The sequence below is a fragment of the Candidatus Protochlamydia sp. W-9 genome, from assembly GCF_001950615.1.
Taxonomy (GTDB): Bacteria; Chlamydiota; Chlamydiia; order Chlamydiales; family Parachlamydiaceae; genus Protochlamydia; species Protochlamydia amoebophila.
The window spans coordinates 1-25,139 of the sequence record NZ_BCPZ01000127.1 but is presented as its reverse complement, the minus strand read 5'-3'; the positions used below and the strand labels follow the sequence as shown (position 1 = coordinate 25,139).

At 35.2% G+C, this 25,139-nt stretch carries 20 protein-coding genes and 1 tRNA gene; 13 read left to right on the top strand and 8 right to left on the bottom strand.

The genetic code is table 11. The annotated features are described in order from the left end of the window. Nucleotides 1-19 precede the first annotated feature (19 nt). From BU804_RS03915 to recD2, 3 genes are read right to left on the bottom strand one after another with little or no spacing between them, the layout of a single operon-like run. On the bottom strand, nt 20-691 hold the full coding sequence (locus tag BU804_RS03915) for a 4-hydroxy-tetrahydrodipicolinate reductase (RefSeq protein ID WP_075883068.1): 672 nt from the start codon (nt 689-691) through the stop codon (nt 20-22). Next, a complete protein-coding gene (locus BU804_RS03910) occupies nt 688-1,812 on the bottom strand; it encodes a phospholipase D-like domain-containing protein (protein ID WP_075883067.1) in 1,125 nt (374 codons plus the stop codon). The genes BU804_RS03915 and BU804_RS03910 overlap by 4 nt, the downstream gene beginning before the upstream one ends. After that, nucleotides 1,812-3,977, bottom strand: coding sequence for an SF1B family DNA helicase RecD2 (gene recD2 / locus BU804_RS03905; RefSeq protein WP_075883066.1), 2,166 nt, complete (start codon nt 3,975-3,977; stop codon nt 1,812-1,814). Before recD2 ends, BU804_RS03910 begins: the two co-directional genes overlap by 1 nt. A gap of 319 nt (nt 3,978-4,296) precedes the next feature. Between recD2 and dnaG the strand changes: the two genes are divergently transcribed. Then, nucleotides 4,297-6,075: a DNA primase gene (dnaG, locus tag BU804_RS03900; protein WP_079988592.1), complete on the top strand. Its 1,779-nt coding sequence runs from the start codon at nt 4,297-4,299 to the stop codon at nt 6,073-6,075. Beyond that, nucleotides 6,072-6,488, top strand: coding sequence for a thiol-disulfide oxidoreductase DCC family protein (locus tag BU804_RS03895; protein ID WP_075883065.1), 417 nt, complete (start codon nt 6,072-6,074; stop codon nt 6,486-6,488). The genes dnaG and BU804_RS03895 overlap by 4 nt, the downstream gene beginning before the upstream one ends. Before the next feature lie 830 nt (nt 6,489-7,318). Here the strand turns inward: BU804_RS03895 and BU804_RS03890 are convergent. Together BU804_RS03890 and BU804_RS03885 are read right to left on the bottom strand one after the other, a co-directional pair. Beyond that, nucleotides 7,319-10,378: a glycine--tRNA ligase gene (locus BU804_RS03890; protein ID WP_075883064.1), complete on the bottom strand. Its 3,060-nt coding sequence runs from the start codon at nt 10,376-10,378 to the stop codon at nt 7,319-7,321. Between the two features lie 286 nt (nt 10,379-10,664). Next, nucleotides 10,665-10,892: a hypothetical protein gene (locus BU804_RS03885; protein ID WP_075883063.1), complete on the bottom strand. Its 228-nt coding sequence runs from the start codon at nt 10,890-10,892 to the stop codon at nt 10,665-10,667. A gap of 256 nt (nt 10,893-11,148) precedes the next feature. Between BU804_RS03885 and rlmN the strand changes: the two genes are divergently transcribed. The 3 genes from rlmN (at nt 11,149) to uvrC (ending at nt 14,671) form a co-directional block, all read left to right on the top strand. Continuing rightward, nucleotides 11,149-12,225 (top strand): 23S rRNA (adenine(2503)-C(2))-methyltransferase RlmN, encoded by a 1,077-nt coding sequence (gene rlmN, locus BU804_RS03880; protein ID WP_075883062.1) that lies wholly within the window; start codon nt 11,149-11,151, stop codon nt 12,223-12,225. 218 nt (nt 12,226-12,443) lie between these two features. Further along, nucleotides 12,444-12,827 (top strand): hypothetical protein, encoded by a 384-nt coding sequence (locus BU804_RS03875; RefSeq protein WP_075883061.1) that lies wholly within the window; start codon nt 12,444-12,446, stop codon nt 12,825-12,827. 11 nt (nt 12,828-12,838) lie between these two features. Beyond that, on the top strand, nt 12,839-14,671 hold the full coding sequence (uvrC, locus tag BU804_RS03870; RefSeq protein WP_075883060.1) for an excinuclease ABC subunit UvrC: 1,833 nt from the start codon (nt 12,839-12,841) through the stop codon (nt 14,669-14,671). 433 nt (nt 14,672-15,104) lie between these two features. Here uvrC and BU804_RS03865 read toward each other — a convergent pair whose 3' ends face one another. Both BU804_RS03865 and BU804_RS03860 read right to left on the bottom strand, forming a co-directional pair. Continuing rightward, nucleotides 15,105-15,644: a hypothetical protein gene (locus tag BU804_RS03865; RefSeq protein WP_075883059.1), complete on the bottom strand. Its 540-nt coding sequence runs from the start codon at nt 15,642-15,644 to the stop codon at nt 15,105-15,107. 34 nt (nt 15,645-15,678) lie between these two features. Further along, nucleotides 15,679-17,016, bottom strand: coding sequence for a hypothetical protein (locus BU804_RS03860; protein WP_075883058.1), 1,338 nt, complete (start codon nt 17,014-17,016; stop codon nt 15,679-15,681). 882 nt (nt 17,017-17,898) lie between these two features. On the opposite strand from BU804_RS03860, the gene BU804_RS03855 reads away from it, so the two are divergent. The 8 genes from BU804_RS03855 to BU804_RS03820 all read left to right on the top strand — a co-directional run bounded on the left by BU804_RS03855 (nt 17,899) and on the right by BU804_RS03820 (nt 24,269). After that, nucleotides 17,899-17,972 (top strand) — tRNA-Val (locus BU804_RS03855). A 19-nt stretch (nt 17,973-17,991) separates the two neighbouring features. Then, on the top strand, nt 17,992-19,755 hold the full coding sequence (locus tag BU804_RS03850) for a His/Gly/Thr/Pro-type tRNA ligase C-terminal domain-containing protein (protein ID WP_075883057.1): 1,764 nt from the start codon (nt 17,992-17,994) through the stop codon (nt 19,753-19,755). A gap of 1 nt (nt 19,756) precedes the next feature. Next, complete coding sequence (gene infC, locus BU804_RS03845) at nt 19,757-20,311, top strand: translation initiation factor IF-3 (RefSeq protein WP_011175252.1); 555 nt, start codon at nt 19,757-19,759, stop codon at nt 20,309-20,311. Nucleotides 20,312-20,361: 50 nt separating this feature from the next. Then, complete coding sequence (gene rpmI / locus BU804_RS03840) at nt 20,362-20,556, top strand: 50S ribosomal protein L35 (protein WP_011175253.1); 195 nt, start codon at nt 20,362-20,364, stop codon at nt 20,554-20,556. 169 nt (nt 20,557-20,725) lie between these two features. Further along, nucleotides 20,726-21,082: a 50S ribosomal protein L20 gene (gene rplT, locus BU804_RS03835; RefSeq protein ID WP_011175254.1), complete on the top strand. Its 357-nt coding sequence runs from the start codon at nt 20,726-20,728 to the stop codon at nt 21,080-21,082. A 142-nt stretch (nt 21,083-21,224) separates the two neighbouring features. Further along, entirely contained in the window at nt 21,225-22,265 is a 1,041-nt protein-coding gene (pheS, locus tag BU804_RS03830; protein ID WP_075883056.1) for a phenylalanine--tRNA ligase subunit alpha, read from the top strand. Between the two features lie 19 nt (nt 22,266-22,284). After that, nucleotides 22,285-23,184, top strand: a complete 900-nt coding sequence (locus tag BU804_RS03825; protein WP_075883055.1) for an RluA family pseudouridine synthase — start codon at nt 22,285-22,287, stop codon at nt 23,182-23,184. Beyond that, a complete protein-coding gene (locus tag BU804_RS03820; RefSeq protein WP_075883054.1) occupies nt 23,181-24,269 on the top strand; it encodes a glycosyltransferase family 9 protein in 1,089 nt (362 codons plus the stop codon). The genes BU804_RS03825 and BU804_RS03820 overlap by 4 nt, the downstream gene beginning before the upstream one ends. Before the next feature lie 40 nt (nt 24,270-24,309). Here BU804_RS03820 and BU804_RS03815 read toward each other — a convergent pair whose 3' ends face one another. Beyond that, nucleotides 24,310-25,074, bottom strand: a complete 765-nt coding sequence (locus BU804_RS03815; RefSeq protein ID WP_075883053.1) for a tetratricopeptide repeat protein — start codon at nt 25,072-25,074, stop codon at nt 24,310-24,312. Nucleotides 25,075-25,139 lie beyond the last annotated feature (65 nt).

Genomic DNA, 25,139 nt, shown 5'->3' with positions numbered 1-25,139 from the left:
TTTGCTTCGGTTAAACTGTCTAAAATACTAAATCTTCAATAGTAAAAAAACCTTGTTTATCTTTCAACCATTCAGCTGCTTTGATGGCTCCCATAGCAAAACCTTCGCGATTTCTTGCTTCATGAGTGAGGATAATTGTATCCGTTGGGCTATCAAAATAAAGGGTATGCGTACCAGGCATATGTCCGCATCGAATGCTACTAAATTTCAATGAATAGTGGGGTAAAACTTCTTGGATGTTTTTAATTAAGGCTTTCGCGGTTCCTGACGGTGTGTCTAATTTTTTGTTATGATGAAGCTCGACTCCAGCAATATCAAATTCTTCAAAAGGACGGATTAATTGAGCTGCATAAGAGACTATTTGTTTAAATAATTGAATACCAATTAAGAAATTAGGCGAATACAAGCAGCCGGTCGTACTGTTTTGAATTTGTTCGCGTGCTTGCTCTAATTGATCTTCCCATCCTGTTGTTCCAATGACAATAGGTTTATTTAAGACAATACTCCAATTGATATGATCCAAAACAACCTCGGGATGACTAAAGTCAATTAATACGTCTACCCCCTCTAATTTTTTTTGAAAATCGTTATTCTCACGTGTGATAATAGCAATGATTTCATGTCCTTTTTCCAAAGCTATTTTTTCAATTAATTGCCCGATCTTTCCATATCCCAATAAACCAATTTTCATTTTTGGCCCTTTTTTTTATTTATTGAGACTTTTTCTGATTTTTTATTAATAGCACTCCACAATTGATTCATTTTCATTTTTTGCTGAGGTAACAAAGAAGTTAAAACAACAAAACAATCATCATTAACTTTAAAAGCCGATTGTGTCCAATTAGCGGAGCCATTAATTAAAGTATCCTCATCTATATAAGCAAATTTATGATGTAATAGACCTTGGCCTGTGCTCAATCGAATGGGAATTCCTGCATTGGCTAGCGAATTTACAACTTTTGCGCTAGCTCCTTTTCCCGAATAACGATCAATCACAACTTCCACTTTGACGCCACGTTTTGCTGCCTGGATAAGCTCTTGAGTTAAGTCAGATCTTGTCCAGGTAAACATTGCGACTTTAATAGTTTTTTTTGCAGATTGAATTAACTGCAAAATGCGATTAACCGCTTGTTGATCATCTGGAAGGAGCCAAAGCTCTAGGTTTTGTTGACCTAGCTGCGCTTGGCAATGCATGAGTTTTTTACTATTTCCCTCTTCGTCCATACTCAATGTTTTTTCGAACAAAGCCTGGCCAAGAGAAGGATGTTCAAAAGCAAAAACTAAGTTTCCATGAACATTCAAGGAATCGGTTGTCATGTTAGCAGAACCCAATAAAATTTTTTCTTTATCTACGATTAAGATTTTTTGATGCATCAACCCAGCAGAAATTCTTTTCACAATAGAGGCTTTGGGGATTTTTCGAGAAATTCCAACAGAAGCTTTGGCGTCACAAACAATATGAACGGAAATTCCTTCGTCTACTTTTTGATTAAGAGCTTGAATCACTTCGGGATTCATCAATGAATAAATCGAAAAGGTAATTGACTGTTTAGCATTTTGAATAGTAGAAAGATAAAGTTGTGTTAAATCATCTTCCGTTTGGTTGGAATAAAACTGAATGGTATCAGAAGTAATAAGAATAGAAGCTGGGGTAGTGTAAGCAATTTCTTGGTTGCGAGAAGGGGAAGTTACTTGCTTTTCATCGGACAAAAATTGATAGATAGCAAAGACAAGTAAAGCAAGTAAGCTACTGATTGAAGATTTCTTTAATTTGGATAATTTAAAAATAGGTGTAGTTTGTTTTTTGGACATTAAATAATTTCCATTAAAGCATTTTGAAGGCTAGTATATCTTTTTTGAACATCATCTTTTTTGACAGCAATTGCTAAAGCTTTTTTAGTGCCAACCAAAACAACAAGCTTTTTTCCTCTTGTAATGCCTGTATAAAGTAAATTGCGATGAAGTAACATAAAATGACTTGTATGAACTGGCATGACAACGCAAGGACACTCGCTTCCTTGGAATTTATGAACGGAAATAGCGTAAGCTAAAATCAATTCATCTAAATCAGTATAATCGTAAACAACTTCTTTATCTTCAAATTGAATTAAAACTTGCTGTTCTTCTGAATCAATGTTGAGAATATAACCAATATCTCCATTAAAAACTTCTTTTTGATAGTCATTGCGAATTTGCATGACTTTATCACCCACTTGAAATTTTTGTCCTCCTCTAAAAAGAGCGTGCTCTTTTGGATTAAGAATCATTTGTAGGGATTGATTGAGGTGTTCTGTGCCAATTAACCCTTTTTTCATGGGGGCCAATACTTGAATATCTTGATTAGGATTAAATCCATAGCGATTAGGAAGTCTTTGGGAGACCAATTTGACTATGGTATTTAAAACTTCCTCATTTTCCTGACATTCGATAAAGAAAAAATCACTGTTTTGTCCATTATAAAGGCTGGGAAACATTCCTTTATTGACTCGATGGGCATTTGTAATAATGTGAGAACCTGCCGCTTGTCTAAAAATTTCTTTTAATGTCGTTACAGAGATTGTAAGAGATGTAATCATGTCACTTAAGACGTTACCCGGCCCTACGCTCGGTAATTGGTGAATATCCCCAACAAAAATCACTCGCGTGTGGTCGGGTAGCGCTTTTAAAAGGCTATACATTAAAAACGTATCAATCATGCTGGCTTCATCGATAATGATTAAGTCGCAATCTAAAGGATTTTCTCGATTTCGTTTAAAACCTCCTGTTGATTTGAAATCATATTCCAGAAGGCTGTGAATCGTAGAGGCTTTTCGTTTGGTAATTTCGCTCATTCGTTTAGCTGCTCTTCCTGTTGGAGCTGCTAACAAAATTTTTTGAGTTAGAATCGCAGTGATCTGTAAAATTGCATTTGTAATTGTGCTTTTTCCTGTTCCTGGGCCACCTGTAATAATATGTAATTTTGTCGAAATTGCTTTGGCAACGGCTTCTTTTTGGTTAGGAGCTAATTCAATTTTTAATTGTGCCTGTACCCATTCCACAGCTTTTTCTTTATTAATTGAACGAAAGGTACTGACCCCATTTTTGAGTCTTTTAAGCTCTCGTGCAATTCCTGTTTCGGCAATAAATAATGGCTTGATCCAAATAAAGTCCCGTATTTTCCCTTCATGAATTAATTGAGCGAGTATAATTCGTTCTTCACTCTGAAGCCCTTCGAGTCTTTTTTCAATCAAATCTGCTTTTACTTCTAAATGAGTTTCAGCCTCTTTTAAAAATTCATCGACCGGATAGCAAACATGCCCATCTCCCGATAATTGAGATAAAACATACTCAATTCCTGCTCCAATTCTTTGTTCTGAATCTTTAGAAATGCCCATTTTTTGAGCAACTGTATCAGCAGTTTTAAAGCCCACTCCAAAAATATCTCTAGCCAAGCAATAAGGATTATCTTTAAGTTTTAAAATGCTTTGCGAACCATATTTTTTGAAAATTTTTTGAGCAAATGCTGGACTAACGCCATGCCCTTGAAGAAAAATCATTACATCTCGAATCGATTTTTGTTCGATCCAACAGGCTTGAATTTTTTCAACTCGTTTGGCTCCCAGTCCTTCAATTTCTAATAGCCTTTGGGGAGACTCTTCAATAATTTTTAGAGTGTCTATTCCAAAAATATCTACAATGCGAGTGGCGTATTTCGGTCCAATTCCTTTAATCAAGCCAGACCCTAAATATTTCTTGATCCCTAAAATATCGGCGGGCGCTTCGACTCGGAAACTAGATATTTCAAATTGTCTTCCATGAATGAGATGCGTTTTCCAGTTTCCGTTACAGCGAATCGTTTCTCCTGGCTGAATACCTGGCATACATCCAACAATGCAAGTTAATTCACTTTGTTTTGGTTGTTGGAGCTGTGCAACGGTATATCCATTTTCTGAATTATGAAATGTCAATCTTTCAACGTAACCGCAGATTTGTTCCATCGTTGCCTTTTATTCTGCCCGGTATTGATAACGAACACTTTGAATATAACGAAAAGTTTTATTCTTTATTCAAATACTTCATCGAATTAAAAACTTGATTAATCATTATAACGCAATTTTAGTTTTTTTGCTATTAGTGCTTGCTTTAAGGTAATTTAAAAATGAAACTTACCAAAAATAAATGTTTGTCATCGATTTTTTTTAATCATTAAAAATTTAATTTTGTTTGTTAAAATAAAAAATAGATTTCTCAAACCTTCTTCGATGCAAATTTAAATTAAATTCCTTATAATAATGGTTTGATTAAGGAGAATAAAGGATGCCTATTTTTAATAAAGAAAGTTTAGAAAATCTGAGACAACGAGTCGATTTAGTCGAAGTATTATCTTCTCATATTGAACTTAAGCGCAGTGGAGCTTCTTATAAAGGTCTCTGTCCGTTTCATGATGAAAAATCTCCTTCTTTTATCGTTCAAAAAGGAGATTCTCATTATCATTGTTTCGGTTGCGGGGCACATGGAGATGCAATTCAATTTTTGATGTCCCATCAAAAGCTCAGTTTTGCCGAATCAGTTGAACATTTAGCTCAACGCTTTCAGGTTCGTTTAGAACTAGTGGAAGATCGAGAAGAAAAAAAAGGGGTAACTAAAGCTTTTTTAAAGTTAGCATTAGAGACTGCTTCTCAGTTTTTTCATTATTGTCTGCTCTATTCAGAAGAGGGGCATGAAGCATTAAATTATCTTTATAATCGAGGCATTGATTTAGATTTTATTTGCCATTTTCAAGTGGGATTGGCTCCGAAAACAGCAGGGATTTTTCGTAAATTTATGCAGGCAAAAGGAATCAAAGATGACTCGTTATTAGAAGCTGGTTTGTTGAGCGTGAATAAAGATGGCCAAGTCAGAGAGTTTTTTAATGATCGCATTCTTTTTCCCATTCACCACCATTCTCAAGGAGTGATTGGTTTTTCAGGAAGGAAATATAAGGAAGAAACATTTGGAGGAAAGTATATCAATACTCCAGAAACTTCCCTATTTAAAAAATCTCGTGTTTTATTTGGATTGAATTATTCTCGTCGCAGAATAGCAAAAGAGCGCAAAGCCATTATTGTAGAAGGACAAATTGATGCCCTTCGTCTCATTCAAATGGGATTTAATTTAACAGTGGCAGGGCAAGGAACAGCATTTGGTGAAGGGCATGTTCAAGAACTGATCAATTTAGGTGTGAATCAAGTTTTTTTAGCTCTCGACTCTGACCTTGCTGGGCAAGAAGCAACAAGCAAAATTGGCCATCTTTTTCAAAAAGAGGGGATTGAAGTTCGCATTGTGCAATTGCCAGTTGGGGGAGATCCCGATAGTTTTTTGAGAGAGCAAGGACCTGAAGCCTTTTTAGAATTGCTCAAAAATAGCTCTGATTATTTGAACTTTTTAATTAAACATCTCTCCCAAGACTTAAATTTAGATTCTCCTGCCGCTAAAAATGAGCTAGTTCAAAAAGCGACTAAGCTTATTCGTGAATGGGATCATCCTCTCATGGTTCATGAAACTCTTCGGAAATTAGCCCATCTCATGAAAGTACCCGAAGAAATTATCGGTGTGGGCAAAAATCATTTACCCAATATTTATATTAAAAAATCTGCAAGCGTTGGGGCGCAAACGATTGACCCTGACCGAATTTTAGAAACGGATCTTTTAAGATGGCTTTTATTACTGGGTCAAGAACAGACAAAGCTGGTTGAAATAGTCAGAACAAATTTATTAAAAGAAGATTTTCGCGTTGCCATTTGTCAAAAAATTTATGATATCTATCGTAATAATTATGAGAATCAACGCTCCTGTGATTTATTATCGCTAGCGATTGACTTAGATGATGCAGAGGGACAGTTGGTTTTATCAGACCTATTGCAAAAAAAGGTGAACAAAGAAAAAGCTGAGCAATTGCTAATTGAAACGGTCAAAAAAATATTAGATCGAAATTGGATGCACAAAAGAGAGGAAATTAAAATTAAAGTGCAAAGCGGCCATTGCTCAGACGATGAGGTGATGGAGTTGATTAAACAGTTTGATGAGTTAAAACGAAATTCCCCTATTGTCAAATGAATGAATGCAATCATTTAGTTTTTTATGATGGAGAATGTGGACTTTGTGATTCACTTGTTCAGTTTTTGATTAAAATCGATCATGATAAACAATTTGCCTTTGCTCCCTTACAAGGTGAAACTGCTAAGCAGCGCCTTTCTCACTTACCTTTTACCGCTAGAAATATTGACACTCTCATTTTTATTGAAAATTTTAAAAGTCCTCATTTCAAAATCTGTATTAGCAGCCAGGCCGTTTTTAGGATTTGTTGGTTAATTGGAAAAGGATGGACCTTTCTAGGGTTGTTATATTTTTTTCCTTCTTTTTTATTTGATTGGATCTATCGTTTAGTGGCCCGTTATCGCCATCGCTTCATGTCTAAAGCAGAGTGCCCTTTGCCTTTATCAGATCAAAAAGATCGTTTCTTTCCTTAAAAACAAGTTGTCTCTAAATGATATTTAAATAAGTTTACACTTTGGTCGGCTCCAAAAATTTACATTAGGTAAAGTTGGTATAAAAAAATTTAACTAAAACCTTGCGTTTACCTCAGGGTACTGTGTTGAAGAAAAATACGTAACGGTTAGGAATTTCTAATACAATAGGCTTTTCTCAAGCTGCTGTCATTTTTAATGGATCTAGCAGCTATAACTTGGTGTTTAAAATTTTGCATGAGGCAAACGCTAATTTTAAATTCATAACTTTAGAATTTGAAGTGCTAATAGGGAAGTCCACAGAAGTGTATTTCAAAAGAAAATGAAAAAGTCTAAGCCCTTTACGTTAAGTTCTTTGGGTCGATAGGTAGAAACTATACAATTCGATCTGATTTGAGCTCATCAAGGGAAAATCCAGGAGAAAATGAAGCGGCTAGAATGTCATTGAATAATGGCCGTTTACACGCCATCCATCAAGGGTAAAATGAAAGGTTAAACTTATTGATATTTATTTAGTTCTTGAACGGGCAACAAAAAACTATTTATCTTTTCAGCAAATAGCTGCTCAAAAAATTCTTACAAGAATCTAAGTTGTCAATCTAGGAATGATAAGAAATTCCGAAGTAACTTATTGTATTTCCTCAAATCCTCATCAGGATGGATCGTACCATAAAAATCAACATAAGTTTTATGAGTTTAGCAAAATCTATAAGGGAATATTATCTAAAAAAATAGTACTTATTCTAATAATTACTTAGTGCTTACATTAGGAGTAAATTATATTTTAACTTCCCTATAAATGATCAATCATAGCTCTATCATTTTGATAGAGCTTAATTTAATAGTGAGTTTTTTTCTTGGATTTTGCTGAAATCTAACATTTCCTCAAAAAAGTTAAATACTTGTTTGAGTAAAGCTAAGCGATTATCTCGAATTTGCGGTTCATCAGCCAAAATTTTGACTTGTTCAAATAAGTCAGCTAAAGCGGGTTGTATTGTTGCAATCAAAGCATAAGCTTGATTGTAATCTTTTTTCTTAATAGCTTCTGCAAAAGCTTTTTGTTGCCTATCGAGTAAGGAGTAAAGTTTTTGTTCAGCAGACTCTTTTAATAATTCAGCAGATATATTTGACGTTTGGTAACCGTTTAACTGACCTTTTGCCCGTTTATAAACCTCATAAAGCGAATGAAATTGGCTAGCAGAACCCTGTCGAAAATTATGAAGCGCTTTCACACGACAAAAAGTGTCATAGATGTCTTGACAACCATTTGCTAAGCTAGCTTCAATTTCATCTTTATGAAATCCATAATCTTGGAAAACGGTTTTAATACGATTTGTAATAAAACTTAAGATATCTTGAATCATTTGCTTTTTGTCTTTCACAATATGAGTCGGAAAATGGCTGATACATTTCTCTAAACATTCTTCTAAATGCAGGGAATATTGGCCTTTAATTAACATTTTAATGACTCCCAACACCTGTCTTCGGAGGGCATAAGGATCACTTGAAGACGTCGGTTTAAGACCAATGCTAAAGCAGCCAATTAAGTTATCCAATTTATCTGCTAAACTAATAATGGTTCCCGTTTCTGTTTCAGGAAGAGGGGCATTTTCTCCTCTTGGCATCCAGTGTTCATCAATAGCTTGTGCAATTTCAGCCTCTTCTCGATTGGCAAGAGCATAGTAACGGCCAATTGTTCCTTGCAATTCAGGAAATTCATAAACCATATTAGAAGCTAAATCAGCTTTACTTAATAAAGCTGCACGTTCGATTAAAAGAGGCGTGCTAATGCTGAGAAGTGTTTGTAAAACTTTAGCATGTTGGATGATTCGCTCTACTTTTTGATAAACAGTGCCTAATTCTTTTTGAAATGTGACTTTTTTCAGTTTTTCATTAAAAGAGGCTAAAGGGACTTTTAAATCTTCTTCATACAAAAAAACACCATCGGATAAACGAGCAGAAAGTACTTTTTGATTCCCTTGCTTGATTTGTTCCGTAGGGATAATATTCGCCGTAATCACAAAAAGATTCTTTAGTGTTCCATTTGGATCAGTGACAGGGAAATATTTTTGATGCTCAACCATTTCAGAAATTAAAACTTCTTTAGGCACTTTTAAAAATTCTTCACGAAAAGTAGAAATTGTTAAATAGGGCCATTCTACTAAATTAAGCACTTGAGGAATCACACGATCCTTTTCAATAATTTGGATTTGTTCTTGTTTTTCTAAATTCGACAATTGCTCAAGAATCGATTCTTCGCGTTCGTGGGGATCGGCCATCACAGAATGTTGATGAAGACTTTTTAGATAGTTTTTTGCATGGTCAAGATGAATTGCTTGGGGAGATAGCTGTCTATGTCCATAAGTTATTCTGTCCGAAAAAAGATTTCCAATGGTAAAAGGAATGATGTCTTTTCCAAATAAAGCTAAAACCCATTCTAAGGGCCTTGCGTAAGTTATTTCTAAATCTGCCCAGCGCATTTTCTTGGGAAAGTCTAAACTACCAATTAACAAAGGAAGTTTTTCTGCTAAAATAGAGGCTGTTGCTCTCCCTTCTTGTTTAACTGAACCAAACAAGTAGTTAATCCCTTTAATGGGGCGAATTTCAATTCCACTAATTTCATGATTTTGGATTGCGGATAATGTTGGAGCAGTCATTCCTAACGAGCGGAAAAAACCTTCTCCAGCGACTTTGATCGTTCCATCAACTTGATACGCTTGCTCAACAGGCGGCCCTTTTTTTTCAATTATTTGAGAAGGTTTACCCTTAGAGAGTTGGTAAATGTAAACAGCAATTCTTCGAGGGGTGCCATAAACGGCAATACGTTCAAAAGAAATGCCTTCTTTTTCGAGTAAAGAACGAATTGCACGTTCTAAATTTTGGCCTCCTATTGAGACAAACGAAGCTGGTAATTCCTGAGAGCCAATTTCAATAACAAAATCGTCCGTATCGTAAGGATGAACATTAATTAAACCTTCAGCTATTTTAGAGCAGGTTTGAGAAATTGAAAACGAGGGGTTAACATGTTTAAGTAAGGGAAAGCCCTGCTCTTCGCGACTTTTTATGTAACTTTCTGCCACTTGTTTCGCTAATTCTCTAATCCTGCCAATATAACCCGTTCTCTCTGTCACAGAAATGACTCCACGTGCATCAAGTAAATTGAATGCATGGGACGCCTTCATGACAAAGTCATAAGCAGGGATAGGGAGGTTATTCGCAATCAATTGTTTCGCTTCGTTTTCATAATCATCAAAATGTCTGAACCACATCGAAGTAGACGCTTTTTCGAAATTGTAATGGCTCCATTCTACTTCGTTACGTTGATAAACATCTCCATAAGTCAGTTCATCATTCCATTTTAAATCAAAGATGCTATTGACTTTTTGAAGATACATCGCCAATCGCTCTATTCCATAAGTGATTTCACCTGTAATAGGCCTTAGGTCAATACCTCCAATTGCCTGGAAATAGGTAAATTGTGTGATTTCCATTCCATCCATCCAGACTTCCCATCCAAGCCCCCAAGCGCCCTGGGTTGGAGCTTCCCAATCGTCATGCACAAAACGGATGTCATGTTCTTGAAGATTAAATCCTAAAGCTTCTAATGATTGTAAATACAATTCCTGCATATTCAAAGGCGATGGTTTTAAAATGACTTGATATTGGAAATAATGTTGTAAACGATTCGGATTTGTTCCATAACGTCCATCAGCAGGTCTTCGGCAAGGCTCAATATAAGCTGCGCGATACGGCTCTGGTCCTAAACTTCGTAAAAATGTCGCTGGGTTAAAAGTTCCTGCTCCAACTTCTAAGTCATATCCTTGATGGATGATGCATCCTTGTTTTTCCCAGAAGGTTGATAATGTGCGTAAGAACTCTTGAAATGTTAACATAAAAATCCTGCAGGCTAAAGTTGAGCCATTTAAATCAAATGCGGTTTTAATTGAATTTGTTATGGGAAGAGCTTAATTAACCAGTGATTTTATCACAATAGTCGAAGTATCCTTTCTTTTTTGAAAAGTTTTCTCTTTTATCCCTTTAAATTTAAAATTTTTTGATCAAAAGCACTACTGAAGTTTACTCATCATTTTAATTTCTTGATTAAAAGTGTGCAGGCTAGGAGAAGGCAAAATTGAAAAATTTAGGCTGTATATTTGACACAGCCTAAATAAATGAAAGTTAATTGCAGTTTTTGCAAGCTAATAAAATTCCAGAAGATTGAGTTTCACCGTCGAAATTGAGAACAACGGATGTGCCAGCAGAATTGCTATATTTTTCGCGCTTATTTTTACATCTGCAATTAGCAAATGCATCATTTGTTGTCTCTTTTGGTTCAGTGCTACTTGCATAGGCACAAACTAAATTAAAAGCAACTAATGTCATCAAGCATAAAATTTTCTTTAACATCGTTTACTCCGCGATTTTATTATTCAGCTAAAACTATAAAACTAATTAAGTATAAGTCAAATTTAAACAAATATTAACAATAGTTTAAAGTAGCCTTTACAATCAATAAAATAAGCAAATCTCTAGATTTATATTTTTAATTGAGCTATAAATATTGAATAAAACTTTTTAAAAAATCGATTTTTTCAAGTTTAGACTAATTTAGACTAATAAAATACCAGGTTGTTCTTAAAAAACCTGACTAATATGGCTTATTATGGATTACGCAGATTTTGATCATCAAAAACTAGTTGAATGGCTTAAAACACATGGAGAGAAAGAGTTTCATGCTAAGCAAATTTTAAATTGGATTTATCAGAAAGGGGTTTTGTCTTGGGATAAAATGTCTAATTTAAGCCAATCTTTACGAGAAAAACTAGCGAAGCATATTAGATTACCTGTTTTAGAATTAGTGCGTTATACTGAATCAATTGATCAAGAAACCGTTAAATTCTTATGGCGTTTACGAGATGGAAATTTAGTAGAGTCTGTTTTAATTTTATCCGGAATTCGTCGAACTGTTTGCGTGTCTTCTCAGGTAGGCTGCCCAGCTAAATGCGCCTTTTGTGCTTCTGGCCAGCAAGGTTTTTTTAGAAATCTTAGACCGACTGAAATTATTGAACAGATTTTGCAAATTAATGCTTGGCTTTCTAGCAAAGGAGAAAAAGTTTCGCATGTTGTTTATATGGGAATGGGAGAGCCGCTTAAAAATTATGAATCTGTTATTGCCTCCATTAGAGTATTAAGTCACCCTGACTTTTGTAATATTTCTCAAAGAAGAATCACAGTTTCTACAGTTGGAGTCGTGGAAGGTATCAAACGTTTATCTAAAGAGGGATTAAAGGTTAATTTAGTCCTATCCCTGCATGCTCCTAATCAACATATTCGTAAAAAAATCATCCCCTATGCTCGAAAATATCCTTTAGAAGAAATATTAGAGTCAATGGATGAGTATGCCCAAAAAACTAAACGAGACATTACCTTCGAATACACTTTACTAGCGGGTATTAATGATCATCCCGATCATGCTCATGAATTGGCACACTTATTGAAAGGGAAACAATGTACAGTTAATCTGATTCCTTATAACCCGATTCCAGGATTGCGGTTAAAGAGACCAGAGAAAAAAGCGATTAAACAGTTTCGAAGTGTCCTTTATGGATCGCATATTGTCAATACCTGCCGTTATACGAAAGGAGACGATATTGGAGCGGCTTGTGGTCAGCTTGCCTTACAAGAACGAGAGGGGCAAACAGGGCTTCCTATGTTAAAAGAAGTCGCATTTGGATCTTAAATGAACATGCTATACGACAATATACATTTATATTTTTTAATTTGATATAATAAATATATATGCTAAAATAATATTGATGTATATTGGTATTAAGTTGGTTTTAAAAACTAACTAAAAAACAAAGTTTACAAACTCGGTTTGTCTATTTATGACTGAATTAAACAGTAGTAGATAAACGAGAGATTAATTTGATTTTTAAAATCTAATAAGTGGTTAAAATGGATACTGGATTTGTTACACCAGATTGGTCAAACGCTCTTCCATCTTATACACAAGATGAATATCTTCCTGCCATTAAAAAAGCTGGGGGAGAAGCTTTTGCTGAGCCAGCTTCTGACATTGATCAGCTGTTAACACGCAAAGACAGTGTGTCAGCGTTTGCGGCAGAATCTTTATTCAATCACCTAGAAGAAAATGTTTCTCCTCTAAAAGAACACTATTTTACTGTTGGAGTGAATTCAAAAGTAAATAATGTTCAGAAACAAGTCATTCCTTCTATGGAAGATGAGGCTAAAATCCAAGAAAAATTAACTGAAAGTCTCAATTCTCTTCAAAGTAGTTTTCAACAACTCGTTCAACAAATTAGGCAACAACAATTTTAAGGCCTTTTTGAATGTCCTACGATCCCAAAAAAATTGACCTCTTTCCGACCCTGCCTGGCGTTTATTTAATGAAAAATGAAGAGGGAGAAGTTTTATATGTCGGAAAAGCTAAGAATATACGCCAAAGAGTGAAACAATATTTTGTTCCCGGTCGAGATGGGCGACTCATGATTCCCTATTTAGTGGCTAAAATTAACTACATTGAAACGATTGTTGTCACATCGGAAAAAGAAGCTTTATTGCTTGAAAATAACCTTATTAAGCAGCATAAGCCTCGCTATAACGCTTTGTTAAAAGACGATAAAAGCTATATTGCTCTCAAAATTAGCCAAAATGATGCATGGGCTACTGTTCGTTTAGTGCGTTACAAAGGTACGCCAGAGCCAGATGGCCTTTATTTCGGCCCTTATACTAGTGCACAAGCAGCTCGCCAAACATTAGATCTATTAAATAAATTATTCCCTCTTAGGCAGTGCTCTGATCAAGAATTTGCAAGGCGTACACGTCCTTGTTTACTCTATCAAATGAAGCGTTGTGTAGGCCCTTGTACACAAAAATGCACTAAAGGGGAGTATCAACAACATCTTGATCGAACAATTAAGTTTCTAAGAGGACAAAATAAAGATGTTTTAAAAGATCTTTATGAGGAAATGCGCCTTTTATCAGAACAGTTAGAATTTGAAAAAGCCAACCATCTCTTACGAACCATTCGATATATTGAGAAAACAATTGAAAGTCAATATGTAGATCGCCCTTTAGGACATGATGCGGATGCGATAGGCTTATTTCGTTATGGAGAGCATGTGGTTGTGGTCCTCATGATATTTAGAGGAGGGAAACTTGTAGGATCTCGTCATTTTGAATTTGATAATATTATTGAAGAAGATCATGAGTTGCTAACTTCTTTTCTTCTACAACATTATGAAGGCGCAACTGAAATTCCTTCAGAAATTTTATTGCCAAGTAAAATTTCTGATGAACATCCTGTAGAAGAAATTTTGTCGGCAAGGCGGGAGCAAAAAGTTAATTTACAAATTCCTCAAAGAGGAGAAAAAAAAGCTTTAATTGAGATTGCTCAAAAAAACGCTGAGGCCTTATTTAAAACACAAAAAGATGAAGCCACGCTACGTGAAAAAACATTATTAGAAATGCAAGAGTTGTTATTTCTCACCAATTATCCGACACGAATTGAGTGTTTTGATAATTCTAATATTGCTGGATCAGAACCCGTTTCTTCGATGGTTGCTTTTACAGATGGGCTTAAAGACAGTAAAAGATATCGCACCTATCGTTTAAAAATTGGTTCTAAGCCTGATGACTATGCGGCAATGTATGAAGTATTAACAAGGCGTTACAAGCGAGCGAAAGAAGAAAATGACATGCCAGATTTAGTGGTCGTGGATGGGGGAAAGGGGCAACTAAACATTGCAGTTAAAGTGTTTGAAGAACTTAATATTACAGGAGTAGATCTCCTTGGACTGGCGAAAGAAGCTGGTAGACACGATAAAGGGATGACGGCCGAACAAGTCTTTACCTGTTATCAAAAAGAGCCAATTCTTTTGAAGGCAAATTCTCCTATTTTATTTCTCCTCCAAAAAATTCGAGACGAAGCGCATCGCGTGGCCATTTCTTTTCACCGTAAAAGAAGATCAAAAAAAACACTCAAAAGTGCTTTAGACGATATCCCCGGTATTGGACCTGCCAAAAGAAAAACTTTATTAACACATTTTGGAAGTTTAAAAAAAATTGAATTAGCCGCGGATGCAGAACTGCGTGAAGTAAAGGGAATTTCTGCCGCCAACATTGAAGCAATCCGCACATTCTTTCAAGGAAGAAAAGAGTGATTCATTAAAAGAGCGCTGTAAGCGTATTTATTTTAAAGCCAATCTTTTTAAACAGATTTTTTAGCTCACTTTAGGCGTATTTGCATAAAAAATCTCAATTTTACCTAAATGATTAGTTAGAACAACTTTTTATTTTTTAAGAAAGTATAACTCACTAACTAGGCTTAAAAAATAAATATCTTCAACAAATAAAATTTATTTTTGAATTAGAGTGTAATGAAACATAAAATTATTTAAGTATTTTACGCTTTGGCTATGGCTCGCACTATAGTTCACCTAAATTTATAGATTCAAAAATGTTATGAATTTCAGACAAATTTACCTATGGCTACAGATTAAAAAAAGGCTATAAATCAGACAAATTTTCCCTGTAGCTCTTAGCAAAATTTCGATCTAACTATCTAGACATCTATTTTGTCTGAAATTCACTAAGCTAAGTGTTTTGTCTGTCTTCAGGAGGAAAATATAAAACTATAGTCCCAAGATCTTTATAATATGCATTATAATGTGTGGTTGAAGCTTCCTGATCTACACTGGGCATGCGATTAAATATTGCTTGATATTGAGAAGCCGTATAGTAATTAAAATTTTGATTTTCATCGCAAGTTTCCCAGTGAAATCGAGGATTATGCGGAGCTTCTATGATTCCTCTGAATTCATCTTGCAAATAACAAAAAAATCTCGTCAGGAACCATTTTCCTTTTAATCTTTTATCATTATCTTGATAAATCTGATCAATTTTAGCTGCGATTTTTTTACCTGCGTTTCTTTCTTCCTCCATATATTCGAAGCGCGTTTTTTCCATAAGGTCCATGACGCGTCTAGCTAAAATGTCAATAGGGAATCTATCTGAGCTTCCGGGAAGATAAACATAACGGGTGCCCCAGAAGGTAATACCTTCTTTAACGTGTTCTATAACTGGCTCTAATTCAACAAATTTATCTGTTTGATATAAACTATTTTCTAAATGCATGTGCTTGATCCATTAAATTTTTATTTTGATAATTTTAAAGGGATATCCCAACTTTTTCGTTAAGATAATGCTCAGGTGGTTTTGTATATAATTTAGCTAAAGCAGCAAGATTTTCAAAAGCACTTTTTTCTAATTGAATATCTAACAAACTTAATTTTTTTCGCGCCCAATCCAGACAATTCGAATTTCCTCCCATTATAGAACTTTCGCCGCAGTAGGAATAAGGAATAACAACCCGATTCCTTTCTTCTTCTTTAATGATATCAATGACTTGTTGGACTGTTTCACTTTGCCTCATCCAAATCACTGATCTCGTTTGAAACTTAATTTTTTCTTTAACTTTCGTTTTTACATCTACACCAGTAAAATGGGCAATTCTTGCAAAATATTTACCTTCTTTTATTCCTTCAAAGCAAATTAATGCATGATTACCATAGCACAGCCCATTATTAGTAATCAAAGTTACAGCCCATTGAAACGAACTTACCCTTACTCTTTTATCAAGCTGACTTGGAGCGTTATAAGGTTCTATTTCAACTGTAAAATTCACATTCTTTAATTGTTCTTCTATCTTAGTGAATTCAGCAATATATTTCTCCCTTTGAATTTTAATTCTATTCTTATATTCCCTAAAGTTGTGATAAGAGTTAAGAGCTACGCGTGTAGTTGCTAATATACTAAATAGAGCAGCATTGCTAGGGAAAAGAAGCAGAGACCCTAAACTAAGAATGGATCCTACAGCTGTATTTACAATTACAGCATCTTTAACTGATTCAAATTCTTTTTTTTCAATAATTTGCCAAACTGCAATTTCTTTTGCTAATTCTTCATGATCCGAACAGTTAAAAACAGTAAAAAATTTACTAAAAAATTTGCTTTGTTCTTCTAAACTTAGCTCTTCTATTACTGTTCTAACCTTATCCATAGTTTCCATGCTGCATTGACTAGAACATGTTATGCGCTCAACCGGAACCTGAATACTTATTTTTGATTTTTTATAAAATAATTGCCAAAAAAAATTATTGATTCCACAAAGTAAAGAAATTTCTTTGTCGCCAAACGTTTGGGTGAGAGTTGGTTTTATAAAAATTACTTTATTGTTATCTTCCAAAATAGGCTTGCAATTAAAAACGTAGGAAATGACTTCTTTTGTAAGTTTTGTAATTGCTGGCGGCATTGAAATATTTTTTTTGTTTTGTTGACCATGAGGGTTACAAGTTTGGTACCACAGGTGATCTTGTTCTCTAAATAAGCTAATTGTTTTTCCATTAACTGTCCAAAAATCATGGACTTCCCAATCACTGGTGAAATCTATTTCTATCTCATCATTAATACGCAAAAAACAGGGATTATGATTATGTGTCATATGCATAAAAAATTTCTCCTTATAAACCTTTGCCTGAAAGACAAAGGTTTCTTTTATAACGGTTTATTAATTTAGCATTGTTTAGGGAAAAGCCAGTGAAAAAAAGACTTTGAAGAATCTACTGACTTACCAGTGCTTTTTTTAAAAACTTCTTTTGAAACTTCAGCTGTCAATTCTATTGCTGAAGGGAGAGAATTTATAGCATGATTTTTAGCTGCACCCACGCAACCATCAATACATGGATCTGTAAGATTTCCAACTGAGGGAACATGTTTTTTTACTGAGGTTTTTATAGTTGATCCAACCGCATCCGCTGCTTTATCAATTGCTGAATCTACGTTTGTTTGTAAAGTTGCTTTAACAATAGGTGTGATTTGATCAGCAGTATTGTCAATGCCTTTATTTAAACAAGTTTTTAGAAAATCAGCGTCAAATACGATGTGACTGCAGAATTTTCGGATGCATTACATATAGATGGGGACATATTATCTCCTTATTTAAAAGTTAATAGAAACATTAACAATTTTAGATTTTTAATTAATTAAAATCAATTGTAATTTGTAAAAAATTTAATTCGATTTTATAAATTAGTAATATAAAGTAATATTTATCTATTTAATTTAATATTTTTTTAAATAGATATTTATTAATATTTTTTTTGTTTAATGCTTTTAATTTATTTCTAGAGATAACTAAATGTACACTCGCATTTTGAGGATGTTTACTATCTGATAAACCCAAAAAATTTGATGGGTTAAATGAGCTCACAGCTCACCTATACTCAATAATTTTGGCCCTATAAAAATAACTTCGGCTGATATTCACAAAGAAACATTTTTTTTGTTGCTGAAAATAGAAAGGCTTCTATATAGTTGCGCTTCAATCGATGAGATATTAGCTCAGTTGGTTAGAGCGCCACGTTGACATCGTGGAGGTCAGCTGTTCGAGTCAGCTATATCTCAATCTCATTTAAAATCAATTATGCCTTTTCTTCATTCAAACAAGTCTTTACGTATTCAACGCCGTTCGGTAGCAGAGCTCTTGGCTTCTGTTGTTTCTCAACTTTTTCCTGGAGTATACTTAATGGGGGGAGGAGAGACTTCCTACGGGTTTTATTATGATTTCATCTTCCAACAAAAGGTCGATAATAACCTTGTTTCTCTGATCGAAGTTCATTTAAAAACTTTAATTAAAGAAAATCATCCCATCCAAGCCTTAAGTATGATGCGTGAAAATGCGCAGGCTTTATTTGACCATCATGATCAACCTTTTTTAGCTGAGTTAGCAGGAGAAAAAGAGGAAAACATTGTTGAAGTATTACAATTCAAACAATTTTATGGACTCTGCTCTTTTCCACTTATTTCTTCGACAGAAGAAATTGGCGTGGTTAAACTCTTAGAGTTAGACATTCGACAGGAAGAGAGAGAAGGAGAAACTTTGGTTGTGACACGCTTGTTGGGTACTTCTTTTCCAGATAACCAAAAACTCAAGCAATTTTTAAAGCTATACGATAGCTATAAAAAAAAGAAAGATCATCGACAATTAGGAATTGATTTAAATTTATTTAGTTTTCCAGAGGAATTAACGGCGTTAGAATGTATTTGGCATCCTAAGGGAAACTTTTTGTTGACTCTTTTAAAAGAGTGGGTAACCAAAGAATTTTCTAAAATCGGGAAATGGGAACCAGTTAATACTCCTTGTGTGGTTAATTCTCATTTTTTTAAATTCAATGCGGATCATTTACCGATTGTTGAGATGGGAACAGAGGAATATGTTTTTAGCCCATCTCCTTTGATTCAGCATCATTATCTTTTTAAACGCAAAAAGAAAGATTCTAGCGACTTACCGATTCATTTTTTTGAATGGGCGAAAAAATATGTCCTATCAACCCATCCTTTAAAAGAAGGATTATTCAATGCCATCAGTTGGAGTGGAGATTTTTCTACAATCTTTTCTTCAGATGAACAACTTAACCAAGAATTCATTTCTTCCTTGCAATTCATTGAACAAATCATTAGAATCTTTGGTTTTGAAGCCCATTGGTGTCTTGTCACTTCGAGACAAAAAAGTTTTAAATTTAGGCAAGAAAAGGCTGCAATTGATCGGATTGAGAAAATCCTTTCTCTTTGTACTTTATCTTATCCTTTGCAAGATGAATACTTCGAAAGTGATTGTTTAGAAGGACCCCGACTAGAACTCAGAGTAGCTGATGAAATTGGTCGGGAATGGGTTATATCGGCGTTGACTCTTATTTCTATTCACTATTTGAAGAAAGATAAGACTGAAAAGCAAGAAAACGAAATAACGATTCCATTTGTTATAGTAAGGCAAATATGGGAATCACTAGATCGTTTGATAGCTTTATTAATTGAACGCTTTGAAGGTAGTTTTCCTTTATGGTTAGCTCCTGAACAAGTAAGAATTTTAGCAGTTGGAGAGGGCAGCCTCTCTTATGCAAGGCAAATTGAAACTCGCTGTCGTTCTCAAGGATTGAGAGTCGGAGTTGATTTTAAAAAATCGACTAAGTTAGGCGAAAAAATACACTTGGCGGAAAAAGAAAAAGTTCCTTATCTCCTAATTATTGGAGAGCAAGAAATTAAGCGAAATGCGATAACCTTCCGATCAGTTGAAAAGCCTGGAAAAAGCGAATCAATTAGATTAGAGGAATTTTTAGAACAAATACGCCAAAAATGTGTTTGTCCAACAGTGTTGGATAATAACTATGAAGAGGAGAGACTAGATTAGCTTGAAAGTTAATAGAGAAATACGAGCTCCAAAAGTTCGAGTCATTGATCATTTAGGTGAACAAGTAGGGATTATTCCCTTATATGAAGCCTTGGCAATGGCCGAAGAACACGGATTAGACCTAGTTGAAATTGTTCCAGGGTCCAGCCCTCCCGTTTGTAAAGTCATGAATTTTGGAAAATTCCGTTATGACCAAAGCAAACGAGAGAAGGAAAATAAAAAGGCTCAACATCAAATTAAGGTAAAAGAAATTAAGCTTAAGCCAAATATTGATGTTCATGACCTTGAAACAAAAACAAGACATGCCCGAGACTTTTTAGCAAGTGGTAACAAAGTTAAAGTCACTTGTACATTTCGTGGGCGAGAAATGATGCACCCAGAGATTGGAGAGAAAATCGTTCGAGAGATGTGTCAGGAATTAGAAGATATTTCAACGCCTGAATCACCTGCGAAAATGATGGGACGCATGCTGCTTGTTGTTTTAGCCCCTGGAGGAAAAAAGAAAAAAGAGGGAGTCAAATCAAGTGGTGGGACTGAAGAGTCTACTACCAACTAGACGTAATAACTTCCTCACTGAAGAGATTTAACAATTTAGGAGAAAAGACAATGCCTAAAATGAAAACCCGCAAAGCCGTTGCTTCTAAGTTTCGCGTGACGGCAACAGGCAAGCTTAAGGCTAGTCGTCCGGGCAGGCGCCATAAATTGACCGGTAAAACACCTAAGCGCAAACGTCAGTTACGTCGACCAGGACTTGTAGATGATGGTCATCTCAAGACATATAAACGTCTGATGTGTTTATAAATGAAATAGGGGTAACTCTGTTAATGTTCTATAACTTGCTCATCTATTTTGATTGATGTCTGTTTACAGGCAAAGCATCCGGAAAGCAAGTCGTGACTTAAGCCAAAGCTTAAGTTCGTAATAAAGTTTAAGCCGTTTAACGGTAAATTGATTAACGTGGAGACTAGCTATGGTTAGAGCAACCAATGCTGTAGCTTCTCATCGTCGCAAGAAGAGATTATTCAAGTTAGCAAAGGGTTTTGTCGGAGATCGAAAAAATCACTTGCGTTTGACGAGTGGTGCAGTTATGCGAGCGATGGCATACAATTATGCACATCGTAAACAAAAGAAGCGCGATTTTCGTAGTTTATGGATTATGCGTCTTAATGCCGCTGCCAGAATTAATGGAATTTCCTATAGTAAATTCATCTATGGGCTAAAAAAAGCGCAATGCGAACTCGATAGAAAAGTTCTTGCTGATATGGCTATCCGTGATCCTGGCAGTTTTGCTGCGATCGTAGGATTTGCAAAAGAAGCTTTAGCTTAAAATTGTGTAAACTAAAAAGCCAAGTTTTAAGCTTGGCTTTTTAGTTGGTGTTATTTATGATATCTCTTATTTAACTCTATTAAGTCTCATAAGTGACTTTATTGTGTCATTCGACATTAAATAAGGATTTTCTTATCTTCTGATGAGGTCTTCTGTGCAGCCATTGATCAATGAAATTCGTCAGCAATTCCTCCAAGATTTAGAACAAGTTCAAACCACACTTGAACTTGAACAGCTTAAGGTAAAATTTTTAGGCAAAAAAGGGTCCTTACAAGGTCTCATGAAAGGGCTTAAAGATGTTGAGCCTGATCAGCGACCTTTGGTTGGCAAATTCATCAACGAATTGAAAGAATTCATCTCTAATCATTGCGATGAATTAGAACATCAGCTAATTGCTAAAGAAGAAAATGCTCAGTTAGCTCATGAAACTATTGATGTTACATTGCCAGGACGACAGCGATTTGTTGGCCGAAAACATCCGTTAACTCAAGCGATGGATCAAATTATCCATATTCTGTCTAAGATGGGTTTTTCAGTTCAGTATGGGCCTGATATTGATACGGATTATTACAATTTCGAAATTCTCAACTTCCCTCCTGAGCATCCAGCAAGAGATATGCAAGATACTTTTTATATCTCTCCTCATGTTTTGCTTCGTACTCATACGTCGAATATTCAAGCGCGAGCAATGGAGCTAAATAGGCCTCCCATTCGTATTATTGCTCCTGGGAAAGTTTATCGTAATGAAGCAATTACAGCTCGCTCACATGTCTTTTTTCATCAAGTTGAAGCTGTTTATATCGATCAACATGTTTCGTTTGCCGATTTATTCGCGACGTTGGATGAATTTTTGAAAAAATTGTTTAAGCAAACTATTGAAACTCGTTATCGACCGAGCTATTTTCCTTTTGTGGAACCGGGGCTTGAAGTAGATATTAGTTGCCTAGTTTGTGAAGGGAAAGGATGTCAACTTTGTAAGCACACAGGATGGGTTGAAGTTGCAGGTGCTGGAATGATTCATCCTGAAGTTCTCAAAAATGGGGGTATCGATCCTGAGCACTATTCAGGTTTTGCTTGGGGTATGGGACTAGAACGTTTAGTTATGATGTTGAGAGGGATTCAAGATATTCGTTTGTTTACAGAAAATGATCTAAGATTCTTACAACAATTTACTCTGTTGTAAAAGCCAATTAGGACAAAGCATGCCTGATGCATTAGATTGGGTGGTTTCAAATGAGGAATCAGGCAGTAAACTGGTCTCGTTTTTAAGCAAGCAGTTAAGCCCCTATTATTCTTCTCGTCAACTCAAGCGCATGATTGAGCAAAACGATTGTCAAGTCAATGGGCGCATAGAACGATTTGCTTCTACTTTTCTAGGAACGGGGGATAAAGTTTCTCTGAGCCTTAAGAATCCTCCTCAACAAACTTCTAATCGTCAATTAGAGCAATCTCGCATTCTTTATGAAGATGAAGATTTATTTATTTATGATAAACCTGCTGAAATGAATTGTGATGAGCAGGGAATTATTGCCCTGCTAAAACCCTCTTTTCCATCCATTCAACTAATTCATCGTTTAGATAGACAAACAACAGGAGTGTTAGCTTTAGCAAAGAATAAAACTACTTTTGAAGCTTTAGTTAATCAGTTTAAACAGTTGCAAGTGTCTAAAAGTTATCAAGCCATTGTTGATGGGATATTAACGCCATCTAAAGGGTATGTAGAAAACTATTTAGGAAAAAAACATGTGTATCAAGGACAGTCGATTTGGGGAGAAGTTCCTTCTTTTCAAGGATTGTATGCTTCTACGTATTGGAGCTGTCTAGAAATAGGCAAAAAAGCTTCATTGGTCAGATGCTTTCCCAAAACAGGAAGAACTCATCAAATTCGTGTTCATTTGGCAGGTCTTGGACATCCCATTTTAGGGGATTACCAGTATGGAAAAAAATTCCAATGTCTTTACAATCCGTCAAGATATTTATTACATGCAGAAGAAATGGGATTTATCCATCCCAGAACAAAACAAAAGTTGATTGTCCAAGCGATTTTGCCAGAGGATTTTTTAGATGCATATAAAAAACTATTTGAAGGAAAGACAGTTTGAAAATCTTAATTGTAAAAACGTCTTCTTTGGGGGATATCATTCATGCTTTTCCTGCACTGCAGTTATTGAGACATCTCTATCCTGACGCGCAAATTGATTGGGTGGTTGAAAAATCATTTGTAGAACTCATTGAGTCTCATCCAGATTTAAGCCAAGCAATTTCCATTCCGCTAAAAGAGTGGCGCAAGCAATTCTGGACTAAGCGAACGTGGCAAGCAATGGCTCAATGGATCAAAGAATTTAGACAGGTCTCTTATCAACTTGTGTTTGATTTACAGGGAAATAGTAAATCAGGTTTGATAACAAAACTGGCGAAAGGAAAGCGAAAAATTGGATTTGGGCGTCAAACTGTGTCCGAGTGGCCCAATCTTTTAGCAACTAAAGAGCGTTACAACCCTCCTAGGGGGGCAAATATTCGAGAAGATTATTTATTTTTAGTTCAAAAAACTTTAGACAAACAAGAATCCCATCAAGCAGGAGTTAAACTAAATGTTTCTTTTGAACAAGAACAAAAAATTGCACAAATTCTTCACTCACCTTATTTAAAAAAATCACTCAAAGTCATGGTTTGCCCTGGATCTAATTGGCCTAATAAACAACTGACTTTAGATACATTTGAGAAGTTTCTGTTGTATTTATCGAACCAGTATGATGCTTGCTTTGTTTTTATTTGGGGAACTCTACAGGAAAAAAAAATTGTAGGGGAGTTAACAGCTAAATTTCCAGAGACTAGTTTAATTGTAGAACGCTTAGCATTACCTCTTTTGCAAACTTTAATGTTTAAAATAGATTTAGTGATTTCCGTTGATTCCTTGGCTTTACATTTAGCAGGCACGACATCGACTCCTACTTATAGTATTTTTGGACCTTCATCTGCTAGAAAATACAAACCATTAGGACTTTTACATGAAGCTTTTCAAGGATTATGTCCTTATGGGAATGTCTTTGAAAAACGGTGTCCTATTTTGCGGACATGCTCTACAGGTAATTGTATAAAAAATATTCCGATAAACACTTTGGTCGAACATTTTTCTAAGTGGTGGTTAAACAATGAATTTGTTAAATCAAACGTTTATCATAATTAAGCTATAATCTTGCAATTAAAAATTGTTGTTTAGTATTCATTTATTTTACTATTCCTTGATCCGCAGCAAGTTTAAAATATTTGTCGGCCTCTTGATCGGATTGAGCCACACCTCGCCCTTTTTTATACATCACCCCGACATAATATTGAGCGAATGGATCCCCTTGGTCTGCCACGAGTTTAAAACATTCAAAAGCTTTTTTGTAAGACGGTGGAACACCTCGTCCTTTTTTATACATACGTCCCAGGTTATATCGAGCGTCTGCATTACCTTGGTCCGCAGCAAGTTGGTAATATTTAATAGCTTCTTGATCAGACTGCGGAACACCTCGTCCCTTTTTATACATGAATCCAAGGCTAAATTGAGCGTCTGGATTACCTTGATCCGCAGCAAGTTGGTAATATTTAATAGCTTCTTGATCAGACTGCGGGACACCTTGGCCCTGTTCATACATCAATCCGAGCTTATGCTGAGCAGTTGCATTGCCTCGATCTGCCAAAAGTTTAATCGATAAAGTTGGGGAGGAACTGTAAATAACTTTACTTTTTTTACCATTCCAAAAAGACTTCCAATCTTCTCGAACACTTTCCGAATAAAGCCCGAATCCTAAAGAAAATAGAATTTTGCAAACTGCACGTATTCCAATTCCAATTCTACGTATTAAAGTATGTGTTTTTTCAAAGCTTCCTAAAAGCACATACGTTTTCCCATTAATTGTTTTACTTTGGCTGAGTTTTGAATCTGTGCTAGAAGAAAAAGTAGAATAGTTAATAGGAGTATCACCGTCTATAAATTTTAATCGCATATGATTTCCTTTTTAATTTATTATTAATAATATATGTATATATATTATTGTTGTTTATATTTAAA